This is a genomic window from Micromonospora sp. D93, from assembly GCF_018070365.1.
In the GTDB taxonomy this organism is placed as follows: Bacteria; Actinomycetota; Actinomycetes; order Mycobacteriales; family Micromonosporaceae; genus Micromonospora; species Micromonospora ureilytica.
This window is the reverse complement of sequence record NZ_JAGPXW010000008.1, coordinates 40,738-65,206: the sequence shown is the minus strand read 5'-3', so window position 1 is coordinate 65,206 and position 24,469 is coordinate 40,738. Positions and strand designations below refer to the sequence as shown.

Annotated in this window: 22 protein-coding genes; 9 read left to right on the top strand and 13 right to left on the bottom strand. The window is 69.2% G+C overall.

All coding sequences use genetic code 11. From position 1 onward, the window contains the following. Nucleotides 1-163 precede the first annotated feature (163 nt). The 3 genes from KBX71_RS12240 to KBX71_RS12230 all read right to left on the bottom strand — a co-directional run bounded on the left by KBX71_RS12240 (nt 164) and on the right by KBX71_RS12230 (nt 4,436). The gene (locus tag KBX71_RS12240; protein ID WP_210818051.1) at nt 164-1,450 is read right to left on the bottom strand and encodes a glycosyltransferase family 4 protein; all 1,287 of its coding nucleotides are present in this window, start codon (nt 1,448-1,450) and stop codon (nt 164-166) included. Nucleotides 1,451-1,695: 245 nt separating this feature from the next. Beyond that, nucleotides 1,696-3,972, bottom strand: coding sequence for a catalase/peroxidase HPI (gene katG, locus KBX71_RS12235; RefSeq protein ID WP_210818050.1), 2,277 nt, complete (start codon nt 3,970-3,972; stop codon nt 1,696-1,698). Continuing rightward, nucleotides 3,969-4,436 carry a Fur family transcriptional regulator gene (locus KBX71_RS12230; protein WP_210818049.1) on the bottom strand — a complete coding sequence of 156 codons (468 nt, stop codon included), beginning with the start codon at nt 4,434-4,436 and terminating at the stop codon, nt 3,969-3,971. Before KBX71_RS12230 ends, katG begins: the two co-directional genes overlap by 4 nt. Before the next feature lie 187 nt (nt 4,437-4,623). Between KBX71_RS12230 and KBX71_RS12225 the strand changes: the two genes are divergently transcribed. The 3 genes from KBX71_RS12225 to KBX71_RS12215 all read left to right on the top strand — a co-directional run bounded on the left by KBX71_RS12225 (nt 4,624) and on the right by KBX71_RS12215 (nt 7,642). Further along, nucleotides 4,624-5,031, top strand: a complete 408-nt coding sequence (locus KBX71_RS12225) for a YciI family protein (RefSeq protein WP_210818048.1) — start codon at nt 4,624-4,626, stop codon at nt 5,029-5,031. A gap of 8 nt (nt 5,032-5,039) precedes the next feature. Continuing rightward, nucleotides 5,040-6,185, top strand: a complete 1,146-nt coding sequence (locus tag KBX71_RS12220; RefSeq protein WP_210818154.1) for an RNA polymerase sigma factor — start codon at nt 5,040-5,042, stop codon at nt 6,183-6,185. 431 nt (nt 6,186-6,616) lie between these two features. Beyond that, entirely contained in the window at nt 6,617-7,642 is a 1,026-nt protein-coding gene (locus KBX71_RS12215; RefSeq protein ID WP_210818047.1) for a glycoside hydrolase family 11 protein, read from the top strand. 84 nt (nt 7,643-7,726) lie between these two features. On the opposite strand, the gene KBX71_RS12210 is transcribed toward KBX71_RS12215, so the two are convergent. From KBX71_RS12210 to KBX71_RS34825, 6 genes are all read right to left on the bottom strand, one after another. Then, nucleotides 7,727-8,620: an SGNH/GDSL hydrolase family protein gene (locus KBX71_RS12210; RefSeq protein WP_210818046.1), complete on the bottom strand. Its 894-nt coding sequence runs from the start codon at nt 8,618-8,620 to the stop codon at nt 7,727-7,729. Nucleotides 8,621-8,844: 224 nt separating this feature from the next. Next, nucleotides 8,845-9,459, bottom strand: coding sequence for a dihydrofolate reductase family protein (locus KBX71_RS12205; RefSeq protein WP_210818045.1), 615 nt, complete (start codon nt 9,457-9,459; stop codon nt 8,845-8,847). A 145-nt stretch (nt 9,460-9,604) separates the two neighbouring features. Further along, nucleotides 9,605-9,934 (bottom strand): GNAT family N-acetyltransferase, encoded by a 330-nt coding sequence (locus KBX71_RS12200; protein WP_210818044.1) that lies wholly within the window; start codon nt 9,932-9,934, stop codon nt 9,605-9,607. A 205-nt stretch (nt 9,935-10,139) separates the two neighbouring features. Further along, complete coding sequence (locus tag KBX71_RS12195) at nt 10,140-11,798, bottom strand: ABC transporter permease (protein WP_210818043.1); 1,659 nt, start codon at nt 11,796-11,798, stop codon at nt 10,140-10,142. Beyond that, nucleotides 11,798-12,712 (bottom strand): ABC transporter ATP-binding protein, encoded by a 915-nt coding sequence (locus KBX71_RS12190; protein ID WP_210818042.1) that lies wholly within the window; start codon nt 12,710-12,712, stop codon nt 11,798-11,800. Before KBX71_RS12190 ends, KBX71_RS12195 begins: the two co-directional genes overlap by 1 nt. 107 nt (nt 12,713-12,819) lie before the next feature. After that, on the bottom strand, nt 12,820-13,461 hold the full coding sequence (locus KBX71_RS34825) for a TetR family transcriptional regulator (protein WP_374102596.1): 642 nt from the start codon (nt 13,459-13,461) through the stop codon (nt 12,820-12,822). 477 nt (nt 13,462-13,938) lie between these two features. Here KBX71_RS34825 and KBX71_RS12180 point away from each other — a divergent pair, with 477 nt between their 5' ends. The 6 genes from KBX71_RS12180 (at nt 13,939) to KBX71_RS12155 (ending at nt 20,386) form a co-directional block, all read left to right on the top strand. Then, nucleotides 13,939-14,634 (top strand): NAD(P)-dependent oxidoreductase, encoded by a 696-nt coding sequence (locus KBX71_RS12180; RefSeq protein ID WP_210818040.1) that lies wholly within the window; start codon nt 13,939-13,941, stop codon nt 14,632-14,634. Between the two features lie 234 nt (nt 14,635-14,868). Beyond that, the gene (locus KBX71_RS12175; RefSeq protein ID WP_210818039.1) at nt 14,869-16,113 is read left to right on the top strand and encodes an NAD(P)/FAD-dependent oxidoreductase; all 1,245 of its coding nucleotides are present in this window, start codon (nt 14,869-14,871) and stop codon (nt 16,111-16,113) included. A gap of 9 nt (nt 16,114-16,122) precedes the next feature. After that, nucleotides 16,123-17,079, top strand: coding sequence for a sigma-70 family RNA polymerase sigma factor (locus KBX71_RS12170; protein WP_210818038.1), 957 nt, complete (start codon nt 16,123-16,125; stop codon nt 17,077-17,079). A 95-nt stretch (nt 17,080-17,174) separates the two neighbouring features. Next, on the top strand, nt 17,175-18,404 hold the full coding sequence (locus KBX71_RS12165; protein ID WP_247683358.1) for an NAD(P)/FAD-dependent oxidoreductase: 1,230 nt from the start codon (nt 17,175-17,177) through the stop codon (nt 18,402-18,404). 27 nt (nt 18,405-18,431) lie between these two features. Next, nucleotides 18,432-19,328, top strand: coding sequence for an RNA polymerase sigma-70 factor (locus KBX71_RS12160; protein WP_307847051.1), 897 nt, complete (start codon nt 18,432-18,434; stop codon nt 19,326-19,328). Between the two features lie 26 nt (nt 19,329-19,354). After that, a complete protein-coding gene (locus tag KBX71_RS12155) occupies nt 19,355-20,386 on the top strand; it encodes a hypothetical protein (RefSeq protein WP_210818036.1) in 1,032 nt (343 codons plus the stop codon). A 441-nt stretch (nt 20,387-20,827) separates the two neighbouring features. On the opposite strand, the gene KBX71_RS12150 is transcribed toward KBX71_RS12155, so the two are convergent. The 4 genes from KBX71_RS12150 to KBX71_RS12135 all read right to left on the bottom strand — a co-directional run bounded on the left by KBX71_RS12150 (nt 20,828) and on the right by KBX71_RS12135 (nt 24,431). Further along, a complete protein-coding gene (locus tag KBX71_RS12150) occupies nt 20,828-22,234 on the bottom strand; it encodes a non-reducing end alpha-L-arabinofuranosidase family hydrolase (RefSeq protein ID WP_210818035.1) in 1,407 nt (468 codons plus the stop codon). A 186-nt stretch (nt 22,235-22,420) separates the two neighbouring features. Next, nucleotides 22,421-23,506: a hypothetical protein gene (locus tag KBX71_RS12145; protein WP_210818034.1), complete on the bottom strand. Its 1,086-nt coding sequence runs from the start codon at nt 23,504-23,506 to the stop codon at nt 22,421-22,423. 54 nt (nt 23,507-23,560) lie between these two features. Continuing rightward, the gene (locus KBX71_RS12140) at nt 23,561-24,004 is read right to left on the bottom strand and encodes an OsmC family protein (protein ID WP_210818033.1); all 444 of its coding nucleotides are present in this window, start codon (nt 24,002-24,004) and stop codon (nt 23,561-23,563) included. A 28-nt stretch (nt 24,005-24,032) separates the two neighbouring features. After that, nucleotides 24,033-24,431 (bottom strand): VOC family protein, encoded by a 399-nt coding sequence (locus KBX71_RS12135; RefSeq protein ID WP_210818032.1) that lies wholly within the window; start codon nt 24,429-24,431, stop codon nt 24,033-24,035. Nucleotides 24,432-24,469: the final 38 nt, after the last annotated feature.

The window sequence follows — 24,469 nt, the reverse complement described above, 5'->3', positions numbered from 1 at the left end:
ATCGGCGTTGTCCGGCCGCTGCCGGGCGCGGCCAGCCGATGTCCTCCCGGCACAAGATCGGTTCAATCTAGCCCTGTCACGACGACGGCAGAAGGGGCCGTTGCGCCGACTGTTCCGTCGTCCGCGGGGCCGATCCGCCGCTCCCCCGGCGGACGCCGCACGGTCAGTCGGCAGCCCTCGCGAGTCGCGCCCTGGCCCGTCGAGCCGGCTCCGGAGCGAGGCGGAGATAGAGCCGCTCCAACTCCCGGGCGGCGGTGTCCCAGCTGTATCTCCCGGTGACCCGCTCGCCCAGCGCCACGGCACCGGCCCGTTCCGCCGGCAGGTCGGCGAGCAGCGACGTCAGCGCCCGGACCAGGTCGTCCTCGTCGCCGTCGCGGAACAACCGCCCTCCGGCGGCGTCGGACTTCAGCACCTCGACGTGCGGCGCGATGTCGCTCGCGACCACCGGCAGCCCGTACGCGGCCGCCTCCAGCAACGTCAACGGCAACCCCTCCAGGCGGGACGGTTGAACGAAGCCGGCGGCGCCGGAGTACAGCTCGGCGAGCAGGTCGCCGTAGGCGAACCCGGTGAAGACGATCCGTTCGTCCGCCCCGGCTTCACGGCGCAGCCGGTTCACGAAGTCGTCGGTGAACGACGACCCGCCGACGATCGCCAGGCGCATCGGGGTCTCGGTGCGGCGGAAGGCCCGGATCAGCAGGTCGGCAGCCTTCTCCGGAACAAGCCGACCGACCAGCAGCAGGTAGCCGCCGGGGGTCAGCCCGAACCGGTCCTGGATCTGACGGGTCCGCGCCGGTCGGGCCTGGTTCACGCCGTTCGGGATGTAGGTCGTCGGGCGGCCGAACCGGGCGCCGTAGTGGGCGGCGAGCCCCTGGGAGACCGCCACCCGCTGGTGCGGGACGTATCCGCTGAACCAGTGGGCGCTGCCCAGCACCGCCCGCGCGGCGAGCCCCCACTTGCCCCGCTGGTTGTCCAGCCCGTGCACGGTCAGCACCACTCGCGCCCGGGACAGGGCGCGGGGAAGCGGGGCCACCAGGGCCGGCCCGAGCCCGTGGTAGTGCACGATGTCGGGCCGCGTGGCCATCGCCACCATGGTCGAGGTGGCCGCGTGCACGATGGCGTCGAGGTGCTTGCTGGCGATCGTGTGGGTCTGGCGCAGCCGTACGCCCCGGTAGCCGTCGGGGGGTGTCTCGCCGTAGCTCCGGCGGCAGTAGACGGTGACCTCGTGCCCGTAGCCGGCGAGCCGGCTGGCCATCTCCTCCACGTGCCGTTCGATACCGCCGTAGGTCGCCGGCATCCCCTTCTGGCCGATCATCGCGATCCGCAGCGGACGCCAGGCGGTGTCGGCGACGCTCGCTGCGGACCGCCGGCTGGGAGCCACCCGCTGCCGGGGAATCGCAGGGCTTCCGGCGTGCTGGTCCACTTCCTCGGCCTGCAGGTCGGGATGGCCCACGTTGACTCCCTGCGTGACTAGGTCCGCGCCCGCCGTCCGGGCAGGTCAACACCTTGCCACGGATGGGGCCGTCCGCCAGCTGATCAATCAGACAGAAAAATCATCCATGGGATTCGCTGCAAAGGGAATGGCACCGGGGTGACATCGAGGTGGACGGTACGGGTACCGCGTCGAACGGCACGCGAAGGGCGACGAGCCCCGGTCGATCACTGGCGGATCGGCCGGGGCTCGTCGGTGGGTACCTGTCAGGCGAGATCGAACCGGTCGAGCTCCATGACCTTGGCCCACGCGGCCACGAAGTCGGTCACGAACTTGTCGCGGGCGTCCTGGCTGGCGTAGACCTCCGCGAGGGCGCGCAGCTGCGAGTTCGACCCGAAGATGAGGTCGACCGCGGTGGCGGTCCACTTCACCTCGTCGGTGGCCAGGTCGCGGATCTCGTACACGTGCTCGTCGGACTTCGACGTGCTCCACCGGGTGCCCGGGGAGAGCAGGTTGGCGAAGAAGTCGTTGGTGAGCACGCCCGGCCGGTCGGTGAGGACACCGTGCTGGCTGCCGCCGACGTTGGCGCCGAGGGAGCGCAGGCCGCCGATGAGGACGGTCATCTCGGGCGCGGTCAGGTTGAGCATGTAGGCACGGTCGATGAGCAGTACCTCCGGCTGGGTCTTCTCGCCGGCGCGCAGGTAGTTCCGGAAACCGTCGGCGCGCGGCTCCAGGACCCGGAAGGAGTCGGTGTCGGTCTGCTCCTGGGTCGCGTCGGTGCGGCCCGCCCGGAACGGCACGGTCACCTCGACGCCGGCGTCCCGCGCCGCCTTCTCGACGGCGGCCGAACCGGCCAGCACGATCAGGTCGGCCAGCGAGATGGTCGCCCCGCCAGCGGAGTTGAACTCCTGCTGGATGCCCTCAAGGGCGGTCAGGACGGTGGCCAGCTGCTCGGGCTGGTTGACCTCCCAGCCGCGCTGCGGCTCGAGGCGGATACGCGCCCCGTTGGCGCCGCCGCGCTTGTCGGTGTGCCGGAAGGTCGCGGCGGAGGCCCAGGCGGTGGAGACCAACTGGTCGATCGGGATACCGGACTCCAGGACCTTCGCCTTGAGGGCGGCGATGTCGGCGTCACCCACCAGCTCGTGGTCGACGGCCGGCACCGGGTCCTGCCACAGCTGCGGCTCGGCCACCCACGGCCCGAGGAAGCGCTCGATCGGGCCCATGTCACGGTGCAGCAGCTTGTACCACGCCTTGGCGAAGGCCAGCGCGAACTGGTCGGGGTTCTCCAGGAAGCGGCGGGAGATCTTCTCGTACGCCGGGTCGACGCGCAGCGACAGGTCGGTCGTGAGCATCGTCGGCCGGTGCTTCTTCGCCGGGTCGAAGGCGTCCGGGATGATGGCCTCGGCGTCCTTGGCGACCCACTGCTTCGCGCCGCCGGGGCTGGTGGTGAGCTCCCACTCGTAGCCGAAGAGGATCTCGAAGAAGCGGTTGCTCCACTGCGTCGGCACGTCGGTCCACGTCACCTCGAGACCGCTGGTGATCGTGTCGCCGCCCTTGCCGCTGCCGTGGGTGCTCAGCCAGCCCAGGCCCTGCGCCTCCAGCGGAGCGCCCTCCGGCTCCGCGCCCACGTGGTTGTCGGCGACGCCGGCGCCGTGGGTCTTACCGAAGGTGTGACCACCGGCGATGAGGGCGACGGTCTCCTCGTCGTTCATCGCCATCCGGCCAAAGGTCTCGCGGATGAAGTGCGCCGCCGCGGCCGGGTCCGCGTTACCGCGCGGGCCCTCCGGGTTGACGTAGATCAGCCCCATCTCGGTCGAGCCGACGCCTGCCGCCATCTCCTTCTCGGAGGCGTAGCGCTCGTCGCCCAGCCAGGTGTCCTCCGGACCCCAGAAGATCTCCTCGGGCTCCCAGACGTCCTCGCGACCGAAGCCGAAGCCGAAGGTCTTGAAGCCCATCGACTCCAGGGCGACGTTGCCGGCGAGCACGAGCAGGTCGGCCCAGGAGATCTGCTGGCCGTACTTCTGCTTGACCGGCCAGAGCAGGCGGCGGGCCTTGTCCAGGTTGGCGTTGTCCGGCCAGCTGTTGAGCGGCGCGAACCGCTGACCACCGTCGCCGGCGCCGCCGCGACCGTCCTCGATGCGGTACGTGCCGGCGGCGTGCCAGCTCATCCGGATCATGAGGCCGCCGTAGTGGCCGAAGTCGGCCGGCCACCAGTCCTGCGAGGTGGTGAGCACCTCGACGATGTCGCGCTTGAGGGCCTCGACGTCGAGCTTCGCGAACTCCTTGGCGTAGCTGAAGTCCTCGCCCAGCGGGTTGCCCTTGGACGAGTGGGCGTGCAGCACCGAGAGGTCGAGCTGGTTGGGCCACCAGTCCCGGTTGGTGCGCGGACGACCGCCGGTCTTCGGGGTCGGCGAGTCGATCGCCGGGTTCTCACTCTCGCTGCCGTGCGCGGTCACCGAGTCGTGCGCGACCGGGCAGCCGGCCGCCGCCTTCTGGTCCACGCCCTGCGCACTGACGGGGCCGTTGTCCTGGGTGTCGCTCATGTACTTCCTTCCGAGCTTGCGGATCTCTGGGACGTGCGTTCGGCCGCGCAGTCGGGGCAGGTGCCCCAGTAGACGACCTCCGCCTCGTCGACCACGAAACCGTGGTCGCCCGAGGCGGTGAGACAGGGGGCGTGACCGACGGCGCAGTCGACGTCGGCGATGGCGCCGCAGGAGCGGCACACGACATGGTGGTGGTTGTCCGCGACCCGGGACTCGTAGCGGGCGGTCGCCCCGGCCGGCTGGATGCGCCGCACCAGGCCGGCGTCGGTGAGCACACGCAGCACGTCGTACACCGCCTGGTGGGACACCGTGGGATGATCCGCACGGACCAGCGAGATCACCGCGTCGGTGCCGATGTGCGGGTGGTCGCGCAGCGCCGCGAGCACCGCCAACCGGGGCCGGGTCACGCGCAACGAGACAGCCCGCAGCTGCGTCTCGAAGTCGGACATCACGGGTACGAACATTAGCTCACTATTTTGGAACGAATCAAGTTTTGTGCCCCCCGAGGTGCCCCAACGGCGGACGATTCACCCGAGGTTAACCTGCGGGAGGAAGAAAAATCGGACAGCGATGTCGAGAAGTGCCGACCGGCTTCGTCCCCGGAGTGAACGTGACCACGATGGGTCGCAGCCAGCACCAAGGAGCATCACGATGGCCAAGTACCTGCTGCTCAAGCACTACCGGGGGGCCCCGGCCGCGGTGAACGACGTGCCCATGGCCGAGTGGACGCCGGCGGAGATCTCGGCCCACGTGCAGTACATGCGTGACTTCGCGTCCCGACTCGAGGACACCGGTGAGTTCGTCGACGCTCAGGCACTCGCCCCGGAGGGGACGTTCGTCAGGTACGACGGTGAGGGCCGCCCGCCGATCACCGACGGCCCGTTCGCCGAGACCAAGGACCTCATCGCCGGCTGGATGGTGATCGACGTCGACAGCCACGAGCGGGCCGTCGAGCTGGCCGGGGAGCTGTCGGCCGCTCCCGGGGCGGGCGGGAAGCCGATCCACGAGTGGCTCGAGCTGCGCCCGTTCCTGAGCGAGCCGCCCACCATCGAGGAGTGACGACTCCGATGGACGAGACGCTGCTGCGGAGCCTCACGCCGAGCGTCCTCGGGATCCTCGTCCGCCGCGGAATCGACTTCGCGGCGGCCGAGGACGCCGTGCAGGACGCCCTGGTCGAGGCGGTCCGCGTCTGGCCGGCCGACCCGCCGCGCGACCCGAAGGGCTGGCTGACCACCGTGGCGTGGCGACGGTTCCTCGACGCGGCCCGCGCCGACGCCGCTCGCCGTCGGCGTGAGGATCTCGTCGACGAGGAGCCAGCGCCCGGGCCCGCCTCCACCGTGGACAACACTCTCCAGCTCTACTTCCTGTGCGCCCACCCGTCACTGACACCCTCGTCCGCGGTCGCGCTCACGCTGCGCGCCGTCGGCGGGCTGACCACCCGTCAGATCGCCCACGCCTACCTGGTGCCCGAGGCGACCATGGCGCAGCGCATCAGCCGGGCTAAGCGCACCGTCTCCGGGCTGCGGTTCGATCGGCCAGGTGACGTCGCCACCGTGCTGCGCGTCCTCTACCTGGTCTTCAACGAGGGCTACTCCGGCGACGTGGACCTCGCCGCCGAGGCCATCCGGCTCACCCGGCAGCTCGCGGCCGCGGTCGACCACCCGGAGGTGGCGGGGCTGCTCGCCCTCATGCTGCTGCACCACGCCCGGCGTGCCGCTCGGACCGCGCCCGACGGCAGTCTGGTACCGCTCGCCGAGCAGGACCGCAGTCGCTGGGACACCCGGTCGATCGCCGAGGGCGTCGAGATCCTGCAGGCGGCCCTCGCCCGCGACCAGCTGGGCGAGTTCCAGGCGCAGGCCGCCATCGCCGCGCTGCACGCGGATGCGCCGACAGCCGCCGAGACGGACTGGGTGCAGATCGTGGAGTGGTACGACGAACTCGCGCGTCTGACCGGGAACCCGGTCGTCCGACTCAACCGCGCCGTGGCGGTCGGTGAGGCCGACGGCCCCCGGGCCGGCCTGACGGCGCTCGCGACGGTGGACGACACACTGCCCCGGTACACGGCCGTGGTGGCGTACCTGCACGAGCGCGACGGCAACCTGGCAAAGGCGGCGCGGCTGTACACCGAGGCGGCCCAGCAGGCCCCCAACCTCGCCGAACGCGACCACCTGACCCGCCAGGCCGCCCGGCTCAACGTCCTCGGGCGTCGCTGACCGATCGGGGTCGGGAGCGCCCGCCCCGGACCGCGCGCCACCGCGGGTGCACGTGGTCCGGAAAGTCTCCGGAACTTTCGGCGACCTCCACCCCGGCCCGTGATCCGTCATCGAGGCTGAGCGGTGACCGCCCTGACCTCTGATCGACTACTGACCTGGAGGGATGCTGCTCGGCGACGACAGCGGTGTTGCCAGCCTGTTTCCGAAAATTGTTGACAAGTCGACGGCTGGGTTAATACGGTCGCCATCGACGGCATTCGATTGTCGTCAGCACCAGCCACCACGACCCACTCCTCCGGTCGCCGTGCAGGACGACCGGCCCACCACCACCGAGCGGTACGACGCCGTGGCCGTCCCCCGACCACCGGCAGCCTGCCGAGGCGTACCGCGCCGCTGGCCCCCGCCAGCCGTCACGAGGAGGCAACAGTTACATGACCGACACCAGCCACACCAAACCGAGAGGCCGCGGCCGCATGCGGTTGCTCCTCGGTGCCGCGTGCGCCGCCGTCGTGGCCGTCGCGGGCACGATGACCGCCACCAACGCGTACGCCGAGGCCGACCGGACCCTCACCTCGAACCTCACCGGCACGCACAACGGGTACTACTTCTCGTTCTGGAAGGACAGCGGCAACGCCAGCATGACGTTGCGCGCCGACGGCCGATACACCAGCAGTTGGGACAGGAGCACCAACAACTGGGTCGGCGGCAAGGGTTGGGCCACCGGCAACCGACGGACTGTCACCTACTCGGGCAGCTACAACCCGGGCAACAACAACACCTACCTCGCCCTGTACGGATGGACGCGCAACCCGCTCATCGAGTACTACGTGGTGGAGAACTTCGGCACCTACAACCCGAGCAGCGGCGCCCAGCGGATGGGCACGGTCACCACTGACGGCGGCACCTACGACATCCTCCGCAGCCAGCGGGTCAACGCCCCGTCGATCGACGGCAACCAGACGTTCTACCAGTTCTGGAGCGTCCGTCAGCAGAAGCGCTCGAGTGGCACCATCACCACCGCCAACCACTTCGACGCCTGGGCGCGCGCCGGCCTGAACCTCGGCAGCAACCACAGCTACCAGGTCATGGCCACCGAGGGCTACCAGAGCAGCGGAAGCTCCGACATCACCGTCCGGGAGGGCAGCGGCGGCGGCAACCCGACCACCCCGCCCACCACCGGTAACCCGGGGACCGGCAACTGCAACGCGACGATCTCCGCCGGTCAGCAGTGGGGTGACCGGTTCAACCTCAACGTCGCGGTCAGCGGCACCAACAACTGGGTCGTCAGCCTCGGCCTCGGTGGCGGCCAGAGCGTTCAGAACAGCTGGAACGCCTCCGTCAACGGCAACAGCGGCACGGTCACCGCGACGCCGAACGGCAACGGCAACAACTTCGGTATCACGATCATGGCCAACGGCAACTGGACCTGGCCGACGATCAGCTGCCGTACCAGTTGACCCTGGTCAACTCCTGAAGAGGCGAGTCACCGAACCGGCCCCGTCGCGTAGCGGCGGGGCCGGTTCGACAGTTCGCGGGCCTGATCAGCTGTTCAGTCTGGCAATCAGGGCGGTGGCCATGCCCTGCTCGCCGCGGGCGTTGGGATGGAAGGGCGCGGCCGAGTTCTGCGGCACCAGACCCTCGACCCAGCGGGTGCCGCTGCCCTTGCACGCGTCGCGGCCGATCGACGGGGTGTAGACATCGGCGTACGTGGCGCCGTTGGCGCTCGCGGCGCTGGCCAGCATCGTGTTGAGCGACTTCTCGATGCCACGCAGGTACGGCACGTCCTGGTAGGCGATCGGAACGACCGGCCAGCAGCCGTAACCGCTGTCCGGCAGGATCGCCGGATAGCCGAGCACCACGACCCGTGCGCCCGGCGCGGCCCGTCGGACCGCCTGGAGCACGGCGGTGATCTTCGGCGTGGCGGCGACGATCCGCGCCTGCAACTGGTCGACACCTCCGGCGGTGTACCGGTTCTTGCACGGGGATCCGAGCGGGCTGCTGACGCTCGCCTCAGCACAGTCGCCGATGATGCCGGAGAAGCCGATGTCGTTGCCGCCGATCTGCACGGTCACCATCGCCGTGTTCGACGTGACCGCGTTGAGCTGCGGTGGCAGCGTGATGCCCAGTTGGCCGCTACCGCCGTAGAGGATGTCGTCAGTGGTGGCGCCGGAGCAGCTCACGTCGGCGAACGACGACGAGCCGGCGGACGCCGCCACCAGCGACGGGTAGTTGCGGTTGGACCGTAGGCAGTTGAGGTCGACCTGGGTGGGGATCAGCGGGCCTGCGGTGTACGAGTCGCCCAGCGCGACGTAGCGGCCGGTGGGCACAGCGGCGCTGGCGGGGGTGGCGACGGTGAGCAGCACGCCGGCGGTGGCGAGGGCGAGTGCGGCCAACCGGGTGGCTGCCCGCAGGAGGGGCAGGCGGGGACGGGTCATGGCGCCTCCCAGGAGGGATCGGGGTGGTGGTGCCCGAGATCCTGTCCCCGTCGACCTCAACCGTCAATATTGATGACCCTCACTAAATGCCGGCCCGAAGTGTGGGATGAATCGGTGGTGGCCAATCCCGCCGTCCTCGCTCGCGAGCAGCGACTCGGTGGCCTGCTGGATGGTGCCAGAGCAGCTGACCTTCTCCCGGGCCAACACCCCCGGCTCGTTGCACCCTAGTTTCCGGCCGGCACCTGGTCGGTGATCTCGTCGTAGCCGACCGGTGCCGGCGCAGTGCCCGGCGCGTAGATCACGCGAAGGACACCCGTCGGGAACGCCTCCGAAGCCACAAGTCGCAGGTGGTACGCAGCGTCGCCCTCGTCGAACAGCCTGCGGCCCTTACGCGCGGCCACCGGGTGCACCAGCAGGCGCAGTTCGTCGACCAGACCCGCGGCGAGCAGTTGCTGCACCACGGAGATCGACCCGGGGATGAGGATCCCCCGGACACCGGCATCGGCCTTGAGCGCGGTGACGGCGTCGAGGAGGTCCCCGTCGATCAGCTCCGAGTTGCGCCAGGAGAACTCCAGCGGCTGACGCGAGACGACGACCTTACGCATGTCGCCGAGTTGCTTGGTGAACGGCGCGTCCTCACCACCGGCGGCCTCCCGGCCGGGCCAGGCCCCGGCGAAGCTGTCGTACGTCTCCCGACCGATGAGCAGCACATCGGCGGTGTCGTAGTCCTCGGAGACGGCGCGGCCCATGTTCTCGTCGAAGTACGGGAAGTGCCAGTCCGGGTCGATCTCGGCCACACCGTCGGCCGAGATGAACAGCGTGGAGATGACAGTTGCCATCGCGGGGGTCCCTTCGAGTCGGGTGATGTCGGTAGGTCGACCGGCGCATCGTTCCAAACTCGATCAGCTTTGGCTGTCCCAACCCCCTCATCCTCTCGATGACGTCATCGTCGCTTCGGACGTATCCGGCTGACTCAGCGACCCACTACGAGGGCACGTTGCCCGGCACGATGCTCAGCCGCAGTCGGCTGAAGCCGAGTTCTTCGTGGCAGAACCTCGTCATCAACCGCAGCGAACGCGACGCCATACCTCGGCCGCGGTGCGCAGGGCCGATGGTGTGCCCCAGCACCCCGATCGTCATGTGAAGTGCGACGAGGCCAAGCGGCTCCCCGCCGTCCCGCATCACGGCCAGGTCGACAATGCCCTGGGCGCGACGCCGCCGGATTCTGACCAGAAAGGCGTCCGCGTTGAATGGCATGTCCGGCAGATCGGCGTCGAGCCAGTCTCGCAGCACAATCTCCTCCCCTTGCAGCACGAGAGGGGAGGAGATTAAATCGACCGCTGGCGAAATTGTTGATTCACAGCTCGCATAACATCCTTACACGGATGTCGCCACCAGCCTGAGAGCGCGTTTGCCCTTATGGGCCGCCTACAACGCCCGCACATGCTGATCTTCAGCCTCTCCGTGAGTTCCAGGGGCCACTGAGCGTTGATATTGCCTCGGCGGCCCCTGGACGGTCTCACGTGCCGGTGCCGAGGTCCCGGCGGCGGAACACGATCACGGCGGCCTGGAACAGCACACCGGCAAGCAGGGTCAGCACCACAACCGCGACACCGCTGATGTCCTCCAAGGGGTAGTCCCCGATGTGCTCGAACGGTGACAGCCGTAGAGCGGCCTCCGGGATGTCGAGGATCGGGGCGAAGTACCCGGCGATCAGGCCGTAGCCGACCACGACCCAGATCGCCGGCAGCAAACGCGGGGCTGCCGCGTAGAGAAAGGCGGTCGCGGCGAGGATCAGCCAGACCGCTGGCGTGCGGGCGACGTGCCCGAGCAGCACATCGCCGATCAGCCCTGCCTCGCCGGTGCTCACCGAGGCTCCGATGCCCACACCGAGGCCGCCGACGAGCAGCAGCCACGGTACGCCGAGCGCCGCGACGGTGATGTGACTGCCGAGCCAGGCCGTCCGGCTGACCGAGGTGGCAAGCACGGGTTCCGTGCGTCCCTCGGCTTCCTCGGCGCGTAGCGTCTGGATGGCGAGCACCACATAGACGCCGACAGCGAGCGCCATTGTCAGGCCCATCATGCCGAGGTAGCCGTCGAGTAGGTTCTCCGATCCGCCCATAACGGCGAGCAGGTCCTCGGGTGCGTTCTCGAAGCCGTCGAGCAGGGGCTGGGTGAATGAACCGTAGGCAAGGCCCGCGACTAGCAGCGCCGCGCTCCAGCCGATCAGGCTGGCCCGGTGCAGCCGGAACGCGAGCGCGAACGGGCCGGCCAGCCAGGTCGCCGCGCGCGGCGAGCCCGGCCGGGACGGCACCAGGCCGGCGCCGAAGTCCCGGCGCGCCGACAGGACGTAGGCGGCGATGGCGGTAGCCGCCGCGAAGGCCAGCGAGATGGCCAGCGGCCACCAGCGGTTGTGGACGTACGCCGCGGTCTGCTGCGACCAGCCGATCGGCGACAGCCAGGACAGCCACGACGGCCCGCTGCCCTGGACCGCCGCCATGTCGCCCAGTCCACGCAGGGCGAACGCGGCGGCGAGTGCGGCGCCGGCCATGCCGGAGGCCGCTCGTGGATACTCCGACAACTGGACGGTGACCGCGGCGACGCCGCCGAAGGCGAGGGCCACCGCGCCGACGGAGGCACCGAAGAGAATGGACCCGGCCTCATCGAAGCCACGGCCGATCAGCATCGCGCCGATCAGCAGAGCGACCAGTATCGACATCGCGGCGGTGAGGGTCAGCGCGGCGGTGAGCTGGGCGTGCCGGCCGACCACATTGGCCCGAATCAGTTCGGCCCGGCCGGAACGTTCCTCGGTACGGGTGTGCCGCACGACGGTGAGTAGGCCCATCAGGCCGGCGCCGATGGCCACGTAGAGGCCGTACTGGCCGGCGAGGAACCGTTCGAGGGTCAGGTCGTCGAAGCCGAAGCCAGGCCCACCGAACAGCGCGCCGGCCGGGCTGCCGGAGAACGCTTTCAGCCCCTCCAGGTCCTCCGGGCTCTGGACGAAAGTGTCCAGTGCGGTGGCGAAGTACGTCATGAGCAGCGTCAGCCCGAGCGTCCACGCGGGGAAGCGGATGCGGTCGCGGCGCAGCATGAACCGCAGGAGCGCGCCGGTTCCGGTGATGACGCTGCCTCCGCTGACACCGACGCGCGCCGGGCGGCTGACCGTCGCCGCGGTCATCACGCCACCTCCGCCGGAGCGTTGCGCGTGAGCTGGTTGCCATAGTGACGTAGCAGCAATTGCTCCAGCGTCGGCGGGCGGACGGTCAGCCCCTGTACGCCGAGGTCGCCGAGGTGGCGTACCACCGCGGCGAGGTGGTCACCGTCGACCTCGAAGCGGACGTGGCCGTCCTCCGACCGCAGGCCGTGCACGCCGGGCAGGCCGGTCAGGACGTCGGCCGGTCGGTCGGTGATCGCGTCGACCGAGGTACGGGTCAGGTGCCGCAGGTCGGTCAGCGAGCCCGTCTCCACGATTTTGCCTTGGCGGATGATCGAGATCTGGTCGGCGAGCACCTCGACCTGGGCCAGGATGTGGCTGGACAGCAGGACCGTTCGGCCGGCGTCCTTCACCTCGCGGATGCACTCCTGGAACACCGCTTCCATCAGCGGGTCCAGCCCGGCGGTAGGCTCGTCGAGCAGGAGCAGCTCGACGTCGCTGGCCAGCGCGGCGATCAGGGCCACCTTCTGCCGGTTGCCCTTGGAGTAGGTGCGACCCCTCTTACTTGGATCCAGGTCGAAACGCTGACACAACTCGTCGCGGCGCACTGGGTCGGTGCCGCCGCGCAGGCGAGCGAACAGGTCGATCGCCTCGCCGCCGGTGAGGCTGGGCCACAGTTCGACATCGCCGGGGACGTACGCGAGCCGACGGTGCAGGGGCACCGCGTCCACCCACGGGTCACCACCGAGCATCCGGGCCTGACCGGCGTCGGCGCGCAGCAGCCCGAGCAGGATTCGGATGGTGGTGGACTTACCGGCGCCATTGGGCCCGAGAAAGCCGTGCACGGTGCCGGTCTCGACCCGAAGGTCCAGTCCGTCCAGCGCCCGCACCCTGCCGAATGACTTATTGATGTGATGAATGTCGATCGCAGCGGTCATCGTCGTAGACCTCGTCTTGAGGAGAGAGCCCAGGGCAGCCCGGGTTCTGATGTGGTCGATCACGCGGGATTCGCGAAGGAGGGAGGCCACGCCGGGGCGTGGTGGCGCTAGCTCGCAGTGCTGTCTGCGTCGCCTCTCCGCGGCGGATCCGGCACGTACATCAGGTACTCATCGAGCATCGACCGGTCAACCAGCAGGCCCTGCGTGAACAACTCAAGGGCGGGCAGCGCGAGATCCTCGATATACCGGCGGAACAATGCGGCGAACTCGTCCGGCTCTGCGTCGGCCCCGTACAGCGTGAACCACAGCACCATGCTGCCCGTCGCCTGATAGGCCAGATACCGCGTGCGGGCGGCCCGGTCACGGCTGGACCGGACCACCCCCGCCGCCTCACCCGCTGACAGGTACTGCTCCGCGTCGGCGATCATGTTCTCGATCAGCTTCAGCGCCAACTCGCCACCGGCCTGCATGCTGCGCAGCAGGTACCGCACCATTGGCGCCAACCGCTCCACCCCGGCCATCTGCGCGAGCAGCATCGTCCCCGTGCCGTCGGTCAGCGTCTCGGTCTTCGCCTGGCGCACGATTTCCAGCACATGCTCATCACAGGCAAGACGAAGCCCATCCTTCGAACCGAAATGATGGATCACCAGGCCAGCGGTTACGCCGGCGTCGGCGGCGACGGTCCGCAACCCCACTTGGAAGCCGTCGCGGGCGAACCGCGCGATAGCGGCGTCACGGATCCGGGTCACGGTGGCGAACTCCCCACCGTTCCCCCCAGATCCCACGCCCTCCGACACCATGACACCAGATTAAACACTTGTTCAACCGCCCCGCAAGGCCCCCCATGCGGGCGCCCCAGTTTGGAAGTCCGCACACGGTCGACCGACGATGCCACCCATCGTGTGATGGGCGCCCAGGCTCAAATTTCAGGTCCGCCCCGCAGGCGGCGGTGCCGACGATCTTCTTCCAGCCATTTTCCTTCCGCATGTCACAGAGCGGCCGGGCTGTCTCGTCTCGGTAGCGGAGACAGGAAGTTACGTCGGAGAAGGCACTGGTTGTGCGGGTGTTCGTGGCGGCCGGGGCCGGGGTGTTGGGGCGGCCGCTGGTGCCGCGGTTGGTGGCGCGTGGCCACGAGGTAACGGCGAGGGCGCATGCACTCGTCCCGCTGCGCGCAGCTTCCCGGCCCATTCACCAGGAGATGTCGTAACCAAGGAAGGACAGTCGTCATGCGTATCACAGTCTTTGGAGCCAACGGTCCCACCGGCCGCCTGCTCACCGGCCAGGCACTCGCCGCCGGGCATCAGGTCACCGCGGTCACCCGGCAGCCGGACTCGTTCCCGCTGCACCATGATTGCCTCGAGGTAGTCGGTGCCGACGTACTCGATCCGATGGCCGTCGACGCCGCGGTCGCGGAGCGGGATGCGGTGATGTCGACGCTCGGGGTGCCCGCTGGTAAGAAACCGATCAGCACCTACTCGCGTGGAGTGACCAACATACTCGCCGCGATGGATCGACATCGGGTGTGTCGCCTCGCGGTGGTCAGCTCAACCGGGGTCGCACCGCACTCGTACTCCGATGGCGGGTTTCTGTTCAACCGAGTCCTACTGCCCTACGTGACGCGGGTGCTGGGTAAAACACTGTACGACGACATGCGACGGATGGAAGCGCTAGTCCGCGCCAGCGATCTGGACTGGACGATCGTGCGCCCGAACGGGCTCTACCACCTGGAGTCGCCCACCGACTACGCCCTCGTCGAGGGCCACGCCGACGGCAGGTTCACCGCCCGCGCGGACCTGGCCGCGAGCATGCTGGCCATGCTGAACGACGAGCGCTACCTCCGTACCACCGTCAGCGTCATCACCACCGTCGACAACCCCACCCTGTTCCAGTGGATCCGCCGCGAAGTACTCGCCAAGAACTGAGCCGATTCGTCCGCGTCCCGCCGAGGCGCTGGTAGCGGTCAGCGGATCCCCGCCCTTACCAGGTTCAAGGCCACCACGGGCCGCACTGCCAACCCACCCGACGTCCTGCGCCGCGCGCACCGTTGGGCGGCACTCCTGTCACTCTGTGACCCATGCCACATGCGGTTTCTGTCAGTAATCGGGGCGCCGTTCCGCTCAACTCACTGAGAGCAAGGCAACCGACAGGAGCAACACATGAAGCACCGCATCGTGGTCCTCGGCGCCGGCTATGCCGGGGCCTACGTGGCTGGGAACCTGGCCCGCCGGCTGTCCCGGGCGGACACCGAGATCACCGTGGTCAACGCCGAGCCGGACTTCGTCGAGCGGATGCGGTTGCACCAGCTCGCGGCCGGACGGGAGATCGAGGCTCTGAAGCTTGCTGACGCGTTCGCAGGTACGGGGATACGGTTGCGCCTGGCCCGTGTCACCGCCGTCGACCCCGAGCGCCAGGTCGTTGCCGTCGCCGACGCCGGCGGCGGCGGCGGCGGCGGCGGCGGCGGCGGCGGCGGCGGCGAGCTCGGCTACGACACGCTTGTCTACGCGCTCGGCAGCCGCGTCGATGACCGTGGCGTCCACGGTGTGGCCGTGCACGCCTTCGATGTTGCCGGCCGACCCTCGGCGCTGCGCCTGCGCGAGCGCCTGGACAGCCTGGGCAGGCGGGGCGGAGGTGGGCGTGTGTTGGTCGTCGGTGACGGGTTGACCGGCATCGAGAGCGCCACCGAGATCGCCGAGTCCCGGCCCGGCCTGTCGGTGGCGCTGGTCGCCCGCGGGGAGCTGGGCGCCCGGCTTTCCGCTGGAGCCCGCAGCCACCTGCGTCAGGCCTGCGACCGGCTGAGCATCACTGTCCTGGAGCACAGCAGCGTCGAAGCCGTCGAGGCGACGCGGGTGCTGTGCGCCGACGGCACCGTCCTGGCGTCCGACGCGACCGTGTGGACGGCCGGCTTCGCGGTCAATCCGATCGCCGCCGCCGGCGGGCTGGAGGTCACCAAGAAAGGTCAGATCGTCGTCGATCGCACCATGCGGTCGGCCTCGCACCCGAACGTCTATGCCGTCGGCGACAGCGTCTACGCCGTCGGCGACAACGGCCGGCCGTTGCCGATGTCCTGCGGTTCGGCCGGCTTCACTGGCCGGCAGGCCGTGGACGCGATCGTGGGACGCCTGACCGGCCGCAAAATTGCGAATACCAAGCTGGTCTACACGTACAACTACATCACCCTTGGGCGGCGAGACGGGATGCTGCAGACGGTCGACGACAAAGGGCAAGCAAAGCCGAAGTACATGGGCGGTCAGACGTCTGCACTGGTCAAGGAGGGCATCAACAGGATCGCGCTGTGGACCATCTCGCACCCGACCTTCGGCGTGCCCAAGCGCAAGCACCGCCTAGCCGCCGCGCCCCTCGCCGAATGCGTCCGCCAAGAAGGCGATCGACTAACCGCCTAGGTGGTCCGCGTGGACAGCAGCGCCACTGATCGCTTCGACACCAGTCGGTTCGAGGCCAGCCGGAACCGGCTGGCCTCGCTGGCGTACCGCATGCTGGGCTCGGCCGCGGACGCCGAAGACGCCGTGCAGGATGCGTTCCTACGCTGGCAGGCCGCCGACCGGCAGCAAATCAAGGTACCGGAAGCATGGCTGATCAAGGTCGTCACCAACCTGTGCCTCGACCGGCTCCGCTCGGCTCAAGCCCGCCGCGAACGCACCGTCGGCGCCTGGCTACCCGAACCGCTCCTCGACGGCGACCCTATGCTCGGCCCGGCCGACACCGTCGAGCAGCGCGAAACGGTCTCCCTGGCCGTGCTGACTCTTCTGGAGCGCCTCTCACCCCTCGAACGGGCCGTCTACCTCCTGCGCGAAGCGTTCTCCTACCGCCACGCCGAGATCGCCGAGATCCTCGACATCACCGAGTCCGCAAGCCAGCAGCACCTGCACCGGGCCCGGCGCCGCATCACCGCCGCGCGCCGCCGCGGCGCTGACGAAGTCGACCCGGCATCCGCCCGCAGGATCGTCGAGGAATTCCTCGCCGCCGCCTCCTCGGGCCGCACCGAACGGCTGGTGGCGCTGCTCACCGACGACGCGACCGCGATCTCCGACGGCGCCGGCCTGACCGACACGCTGCTGCAGTACGACACACCGCAGCGCATCGCCGCCGTAGCACGGGCCGGCTTCACACCCACACCCGCGAAACGGCGACTTGCCGGCGGCACACCCGCCATCCACTACGCGCTCGTCAACGGCGCCCCCGCCATCCTCTTCGCGGTCGGCGACCAGGTCGTCGGCGCCGTGACGTTCGACATCACCAACGGCAAGATCGCAACCGTGCGCGGCATCGCCGCACCCACCCGCCTCGCCCGCCTCACCGAAGCCTGGCCGAAACACGAACCGGACCCGCCGCTCATCACCCAGTGGTGACCCGACGCCGAGTCCGCCGGTGACCACCTATCGGCCGCTGCTTTTTCCCGAACGTCGGGCGTGCGCGGGGCGAGTGACCCGACTCACGCGCTGTTATGCGAGCCGCTCAGGCGGTGTCTTGTGGCCGAACGCCGACAACGAGGGAGACACCCATGACGGAGAACATCAGCGTGGTCGTGGTTGGCGGCGGATACGCCGGCGTCATGGCGGCCAACCGCCTCACCCAGCGCGACGACGTGACCGTGACCCTGATCAACCCGCGGTCGAACTTCGTTCACCGCATCCGACTGCACCAGCTCGTCGGCGGAACCGGCGACGCGGTCGTCGGCTACCGCGACATCCTGGCCGACCGCGTCCGGCTGGTGGTCGACACCGCCAGCCGGATCGACGCGGCCGAGCGCACCGTTTCGTTGGCGAACGGCGGCACGGTGCGCTACGACTACCTCATCTACGCGGTGGGCAGCGGCAGCGCCGACCCGGATGTGTCCGGGGCCGACGAGTGCGCCCACAGTGTGGCCAGCCTGGAGGAGGCGCGGCGGCTGCGGTCGGTGCTCGCCACCACACCTACGGCGGACGTGGTGACGGTGGTCGGAGCCGGCGCGACAGGCATCGAGGTCGCCGCCGAGCTGGCAGCCGAGGGCCGCGCCGTGACGCTCGTGTGTGGCAGGGTGCTCCACCCGTATCTACACCCCCGGGTTCGCCGCAAGTTCGCCAAGAGGCTGGCGAGGCTCGGGGTGACCGTCATCGACGGTCCTGGTGCGAGGGTCACCGCGGTGAGTCGGGACGCCGTCCTGCTGGCGGACGGCCGCGAATTGCCCAGCACGGTGACCATCTGGACAGCCGGGTTCAGCGTCCCTGATCTGGCTGTCCGCAGCGGGCTCACAACCGACGCGGCCGGACGCCTCCTGACCGACGAGACGCTCACCAGCGTCGACGACGACCGCGTCGTCGCCGCCGGAGACTCGGCCGCACCGTCGAATCTGCCGCTGCGGATGAGCTGCCAGTCCGCCAATCCACTCGGCGCACATGCGGCCGACACCGTGCTCAGCCGGATCGCGGGCGGACAACCCGCGACCATCGTCATCGGCTTCTTCGGGCAGTGCGTCAGCCTGGGCCACGGCGCCGCCACCGTACAAATCGCCTCGAAAAACGACATCGCCAAAGGTTTCACTGTCGGGGGCTTCCTCGGCGCAAGGATCAAGAGCGCCAGTTTCACGGGCCTGATCGAGCATTTGGCGCACGAGGCGCACGAGCCTGGCTCCTTCACCTGGAAGTTCCGGGACGACACTCGTCATCGGCGGCTCGAGGCGCTCGCCGCCCGCTGACCTGACCATCGAATGGAAGGTCTTCCAGTGGGTACACCGCCCGCCGATCCCGCCACCGAAACCTTCGTCGCCCACCGGAACCTGCTTTTCACCGTCGCCTACGAGATGCTCGGTTCGGCGGCCGACGCCGAAGATGTCCTTCAGGAGACCTGGCTGCGCTGGGCCAAAGTCGACCTGACGCAGGTCAGCGACCAGCGCGCCTATCTCGTCCGGATCACCACCCGGCTGGCGCTCAACCGGCTGCGTACCGTGCGGCGCCGCAAGGAGGCGTACGTCGGCTCCTGGCTGCCGGAACCGCTGCTCACGGCGCCGGACGTGGCCGACGACGTCGAACTCGCAGAGAACGTGTCGATGGCGCTCATGCTCGTCCTCGAAACGCTGGCGCCTACCGAACGCGCCGTCTTTGTCCTACACGAAGTCTTCGACGTCAGCTATGACGAGATCGCGGCCGCCCTCGACAAGACTCCCTCGGCGGTTCGCCAGATCGCCTACCGCGCCCGCCGGCACGTTGACGCCCGCCGGCCACGCCAGGTGGTTCCGGCGAGCCTGACCCGGGCGGTGCTGGACTCGCTGCGGCACGCGGTCGAAATCGGAGACCTGCAAGGCATTCTCCACGTGCTCGCCCCAGACGTGGTCCTGGTGGCCGACGGCGGCGGCATCAAACAGGCCGCGCTGCGGCCGGTCATCGGCGCCGACAAGGTTGCCCGCATGGTCGTCACCGGCATCGGCAAGGTGGACAGCATCCTCACCGCCGAGCCCACTGTGGTCAATGGCAACCCATCACTCGTACTGCGCCTGGACGGTCGGCTCGATGGCGTGCTCGCCGTCCGCGTCGAGAACGCCCTCATCACCGGCCTCTACTACGTCCGCAACCCGGAGAAGCTGACCCGCGTCGAGACCGCAACCCCGCTCACCGTGCGATGAACACCGTCTTACTCGGAGGGGACGACATGGCCGTTCAGACCCAGTTCGCAACAGATGCGTCGCCGTCGCCCTGGTCGGCGGTGGCCAGGGCCGTCGCCATGCTCACGGTGGCTGTCAGCGTGCTCCTGACCGCCTTCGCCTGGCCCTCGGTACGCTCGTCGGTGCATGACGTGCCGATCGCCGTCGCCGGGCCGGCACCTGCGGTCAGACAGATCAGCGCGGCCCTCGACGAGCGCCTTCCCGATGCCTTCGAAATCACCGAAGTCGCCGACACCACCACCGCGGAACAGTTGATCCGCGACCGCGAGGTGTACGGGGCGATCGACGTAAGCTCCGGCGCACCACAGGTCATCCTCGCCTCCGCCGGCAGCGTAGCCGTCGCCCAGACCCTCAACAGCATCGCCACCGCGCTCAGCCAACCGCAGTCCCGGGGCGCCAGCACGGCGGCGCCCGTCCGCGACCTCGTCCCACTGCCGGTCGACGACCCGCGTGGTGCAGGGCTGGCCGCCGCGGCGCTGCCGTTGGTCATGGGCGGTCTGCTGGCCGCGTTTCTGCTGACAAGACTGGTCCTAGGCACCACCCGCCGGGCCATCGGAGCGCTCGCCTTCGCCGTCACCGGCGGCCTCGCCGTAAGCGCCATTCTGCAGTTCTGGCTCGGCTCCCTGACCGGTTCCTACTGGGCGAACACCGGCGCGGTCGCCCTGAGCGTCGCGGCCATCTCCCTGAGCATCCTGGGGCTGGAGTCCCTGCTCGGATACACCGGGCTCGGCCTGGGTGCGGCCACCATGATGCTCATCGGCAATCCCTTGTCGGGCAGCGCGACCGCGTCCGAAATGCTACCCGGCTGGTCCGGCATGCTCGGCCAACTGCTGCCGCCCGGTGCGAGTGGCCGGCTGCTGCGATCCACCGCCTTCTTCGACGGCCACGGCGCCACCCATTCGGTCATCGTCCTCGCAACGTGGCTACTGCTCGGCGTACTGCTGTGCCTTGCCAGCGGCCTGCGTCGGCGAGGCCCGTCCGCCGATCTAGTGATCAGGGCCGCGCGGGCGACTGTGTGAGGTGCAGAGGGGCGTCACTCGCATCGCAATGCGCCGCCACTGTCGGGGCGGTTCCGGCACGACGTCCACGGGCTAGCCGACGTCGGGCTCCGGCGCCGGGACACCGGCGTCATCGTGGCGGCGTGGACCTGGCCCATCCAGCCCTCCACCACCGCAAGCATCCTGGCGTCACCGCCGTCACGATGTTCGCCCTCGGTGCCGCAGCGCATATGCGCTGCGGATACCGCGCCTCGCCTGGCCTGCGAGTGCCGAGAACGTCGTCCATCCTCGCTACAGCCCCTCGTGTAGAGATCAGAAGGGCCTGTCTCGCTGAAGCGCTGGAACCGACCGGGCCCTGGTCGGGAGGCGAGACCCCTGCGCGGCCAGAGGATCAACTGCAGGCGGGCTCGGCGTGACGCCGAGCCCGCCCGTTCCGGGTCAGTCGAGCTTGATCAGAACGTGTCAGCGCTGCAGGGTCAGCAGACCCGGCCGGTACGGCAGGAGGCCGTAGTCGCCGCCGGAGCTGGGGGAACGACCCTGGTAGAGCAGTTGCAGGTTGCAGGCGTTGACGGTCATGGTCTGGTCGGCGTTGGTGCGCAGCAGCTCGCCATGGCTGATGTCGTTGGTCCAGGTGGCGCCGCTGTTGGCCTTACCGGCGAACGGGTTGCTCTCGCTGGTGGCCTGCGGGGTCCACGAACCGCCCAGGCTGGTGGCCGTGAACGAGCGGAAGTAGCGGCCCTGCGAGCCGATCGCCTCGACGATCATGAGATAGCGGGTCTGGCCCTGCAGCTTGTAGACCTGAACGGCCTCGAAGAGGTTGTTCGTCGAGTCGCTCATGATGGTCGTGTAGTTGCTGCCGAAGCTGCCCGGGAAGTTCCCGATCGGCATGCTCGCCCGGTAGATCTTGCCGTTGTCCCCGGCGAAGAACAGGTACATGTTCTGGTCGTCACCGATGACCGCCTGGTCGATCGGGCCGGTGCCCGAGCCGGTGATGCTTCCGCTGAACAGCGTCTGCGCCGCCGACCACCCGTTCGGGTTGGTCGGGTTGGTCGAGGTTCGGTAGGAGAACGCCGGCCCACCCCACTGGTAGGCGAGCACCCAGATGTTCTTCGGCGCGAAGTAGAACAACGACGGCGCGACTGTCGCGTTGTTCATCGCGTTCTGGCTGGCCGAGCCCATCTGCGAGTAGTTCGTGAAGAGGCCGAAGTTCATCGAGCCCCACCTGGTCCCGGTGTCGTGGGTGGTGGCGTAGACGAGCTGCTGACCGTTGTAGGGGGCGACTGTGAAGTCCTTCAGCGACGCCCAGCCCGACCTCGGCTGTGCCAACGCGCCCGTCGACGACCAGCGGTACGACGACGGAAGGTTGCACGTCGGCGGATCGGTCGGTGGGTCGGTCGGCGGATCGGTTGGCGGATCCGTCGGTGGGTCGGTCGGCGGATCGGTCGGCGTCGTGCCACCGGTGCAGGTGACACCGTTCAGGGCGAAGCTCGTCGGTGCCGGGTTGCTGCCTGTCCACGACCCGTTGAACCCGAACGACACCGAGCCGTTGGTCGGGACCGCAGCGTTGTAGCTCACGTTCTTCGCCGTCACCGCGGATCCGCTCTGCGTCAGCGACGTGTTCCAGGCCTGCGTCACCGTCTGCCCGGCGCCGTAGGACCAGGTCAACGTCCAGCTGCTCAACGGATCACCCAGGTTCGTGACCGCCACGCTGGCGCCGAAGCCGCCCTGCCACTGAGACGACACGGCGTAGTTCACCGAACAACCCTGAGCCGCGGCGCCGGCCGGCAGCGCTGCGACGACTGTCGACGACACCAGTAAGCCGACGCCGGCCGCAACCAGACCGACATTGGTAGCCCTGGATCTGGTCATATAGCACCCTCCTCGCGGGATGGCGGCCTACACATTGGTGGTGGTCACTGCTCGTGACTGATTGTGAGCGTTAACAGGCCGCGACAGGTATGTTACGGGAGCGCTCCCATACCCTCAACTACATCTATCCCTGGTTCTCATCCACGGCCGGCTCTCCCGGTGCGGCTGGCCCGGGGGCGGCGCTCCTCAGACGACGGTGAGGGTGAGGACGCCGAACTGATTGGCCCCCTGCACGTAGTGCGGCAGATAGAACTTCCACGTCACCGTCAGCTCGCGCCCGGCACGCATCGAGGCCGGCACCTCGGCGACCATTTCGAACACGGCGCTGCCGCCGGCGGGGATCCGCGTGAGCGGGCGGCAGTTCAACCGGTACAGCTGGGCCGAGTTCACCGCGTCGTTTGTCGCGTCGCCGAGAGAGAACCGTTCCATGAGGTAGCCCGGGCACGGGTCCAGCGCGAGGGCGCCGTCGGTCGGGTTGCCGAGCGTTACCCGGAAGGTGAGCCGCGACCCGGCGACGGCGGTCGTCGGCCCCTGAACAGCGACGGTGAGCTTTTCGAGCGGCGAGGACGGGGGCTTCGACACCGTCACCGGCTCGGTGAACGCGCTCGCGGACAGCGTCCCCCGCACGCGGGGGTGGACCCCCTCCCCCTGCGGACAGCCCGGACGCTCGTCGGCGGTGACCGGTGCGCGCAACCTGCCGCCGTCGTGCGGCAGCTCGATCGCGAGCTCCAACGACCCCTTCACGGGCTGACAGAACGGTCCGGACCAGTCCAGGCGCAGGCTGGCGTTGCCGCCGGCCGGCACGGCGACCACCCGGGTACGCCCCTCCTCGTTGATGCCGTGGGTGTAGAGCATCGGGATCTCACGGCCGCCGGCGAGCATTTTCGTGGGCACCTCGCCCTGCAGCGTGCACTCGACCTTGGACGAGTTCCGCACGTCCACTTCGCCGATGAGCTTGCTGATGGCGGCATCGAAACCTCGGGGCGTCTCACCGCCGGTGCCGGGCCGCGTCCAGGTGGTGAGCCGGCCGGTCAGCTGCTCCGCCCGGCACGGTTCGCTGCCGGTGGCCGGCCGCCTCGGCGCGGCAGGGCGGCCGTTGAGGTCCTCACCGGTGATCCTCAGGTCGGCCCAGGGGACGGTGCCGTCGGCGAGCAGTTCGGTGGGTACCGGCTCCGCGGCCGTCGGGTCCGAGCGTCCTGGCCGGGCGTTCGGCTCGGCGCACCCCACCGCCACGGCGAGGACGATCAGCAGTGGCACCAGTAGTCGACGCATGCCGTCACCCTCACACGAGTGGACCGCACGGGCCTGAGTAGCCGTGCTCAGCGATCAGTCTCCGTTGGGTCCGGGGCCTTCGGCGATCGCGACGGGAGTGCCCAGCTCGACGGTACGGGAGACGGTGCACAACCGATCGTGCGACTGCTGCAACGACCGGGGCAGCGCCGCGCGGGCCTGGTCACCGTCCGCGCCGTCGGGGAACGTCACTGTGAACTCGACCCGCAGGTTCCGCATCCGGTTTCCGCCGGCCTCGTCCCGGACCTTGTCACCGGTCACGGCGACGGCGAACTCGGTCGGCTCGGCGCGGCGGCTGGTGATGTGGTCCACGTCCACCGCAGTGCAGCCGCCGATGGCGGCCAACAACAGCTCCACCGGCGTGAAACTGGCGTCCTCGCCCGTGCCCAGCGACACCGAGCCACCACGGACATTCCGCACGACGTAGTTGCCCAGGCTGGTGCGCTCGATCTCCACCGAGCGGAAGCTGTCCTCAGTCATGACAGGAAAGCTACCCACACTTCCCGGCTCAAACGTCAGCTTCGACAGCGAAGGTGTTGCCATCCGGGTCCTGGAACCAGGCGATGCGCCCACCACCTGCCCGCGCCGTGATCCCCTTGGCGTCGTGGGTCAACGGTTCGTAGCGGATGAACTCGACGCCGGACGAGGAGAGTTCGTCGACGATCTGGTCGATGTCGTCGACATACCACGTCGCCAGTGTTGCCGGAGTCTTCCCGGCGGTGACCGACTGGAACACGTTGAGCGCCGGGCCACCACCGGAACCGTAGACGCGGCCGCCGTCGACGACTGTCGCGCTCGGCCCGGACCGCAACGCCGGTAGACCGAGTTTGCCTTCGTAGAACGCGACCGCCGCCGAGATGTCCGAGACGGCGACCGACGCTCTCAGGTGATGCGCGCTCAAGGGCATGAACCAGCTTGGCACAGGTGCGCAGCTCATCGGCCGGC

Bases quoted from the DNA above. Each gene is read 5' to 3' on its own strand.
- KBX71_RS12180 (WP_210818040.1), top strand. From the start codon at position 13,939: ATGCGTATCACAGTCTTTGGAGCCAACGGTCCCACCGGCCGCCTGCTC.
- KBX71_RS12210 (WP_210818046.1), bottom strand. From the start codon at position 8,620: ATGACCCGTCCCCGCCTGCCCCTCCTGCGGGCAGCCACCCGGTTGGCC.
- KBX71_RS12150 (WP_210818035.1), bottom strand. From the start codon at position 22,234: ATGACCAGATCCAGGGCTACCAATGTCGGTCTGGTTGCGGCCGGCGTC.
- KBX71_RS12230 (WP_210818049.1), bottom strand. From the start codon at position 4,436: ATGTTCGTACCCGTGATGTCCGACTTCGAGACGCAGCTGCGGGCTGTC.
- KBX71_RS12145 (WP_210818034.1), bottom strand. From the start codon at position 23,506: ATGCGTCGACTACTGGTGCCACTGCTGATCGTCCTCGCCGTGGCGGTG.
- KBX71_RS12155 (WP_210818036.1), top strand. From the start codon at position 19,355: ATGGCCGTTCAGACCCAGTTCGCAACAGATGCGTCGCCGTCGCCCTGG.
- katG (WP_210818050.1), bottom strand. From the start codon at position 3,972: ATGAGCGACACCCAGGACAACGGCCCCGTCAGTGCGCAGGGCGTGGAC.
- KBX71_RS12215 (WP_210818047.1), top strand. From the start codon at position 6,617: ATGACCGACACCAGCCACACCAAACCGAGAGGCCGCGGCCGCATGCGG.
- KBX71_RS12220 (WP_210818154.1), top strand. From the start codon at position 5,040: ATGGACGAGACGCTGCTGCGGAGCCTCACGCCGAGCGTCCTCGGGATC.
- KBX71_RS12205 (WP_210818045.1), bottom strand. From the start codon at position 9,459: ATGGCAACTGTCATCTCCACGCTGTTCATCTCGGCCGACGGTGTGGCC.
- KBX71_RS12135 (WP_210818032.1), bottom strand. From the start codon at position 24,431: ATGCCCTTGAGCGCGCATCACCTGAGAGCGTCGGTCGCCGTCTCGGAC.
- KBX71_RS12225 (WP_210818048.1), top strand. From the start codon at position 4,624: ATGGCCAAGTACCTGCTGCTCAAGCACTACCGGGGGGCCCCGGCCGCG.
- KBX71_RS12190 (WP_210818042.1), bottom strand. From the start codon at position 12,712: ATGACCGCTGCGATCGACATTCATCACATCAATAAGTCATTCGGCAGG.
- KBX71_RS12195 (WP_210818043.1), bottom strand. From the start codon at position 11,798: ATGACCGCGGCGACGGTCAGCCGCCCGGCGCGCGTCGGTGTCAGCGGA.
- KBX71_RS12175 (WP_210818039.1), top strand. From the start codon at position 14,869: ATGAAGCACCGCATCGTGGTCCTCGGCGCCGGCTATGCCGGGGCCTAC.
- KBX71_RS12140 (WP_210818033.1), bottom strand. From the start codon at position 24,004: ATGACTGAGGACAGCTTCCGCTCGGTGGAGATCGAGCGCACCAGCCTG.
- KBX71_RS12165 (WP_247683358.1), top strand. From the start codon at position 17,175: ATGCGAGCCGCTCAGGCGGTGTCTTGTGGCCGAACGCCGACAACGAGG.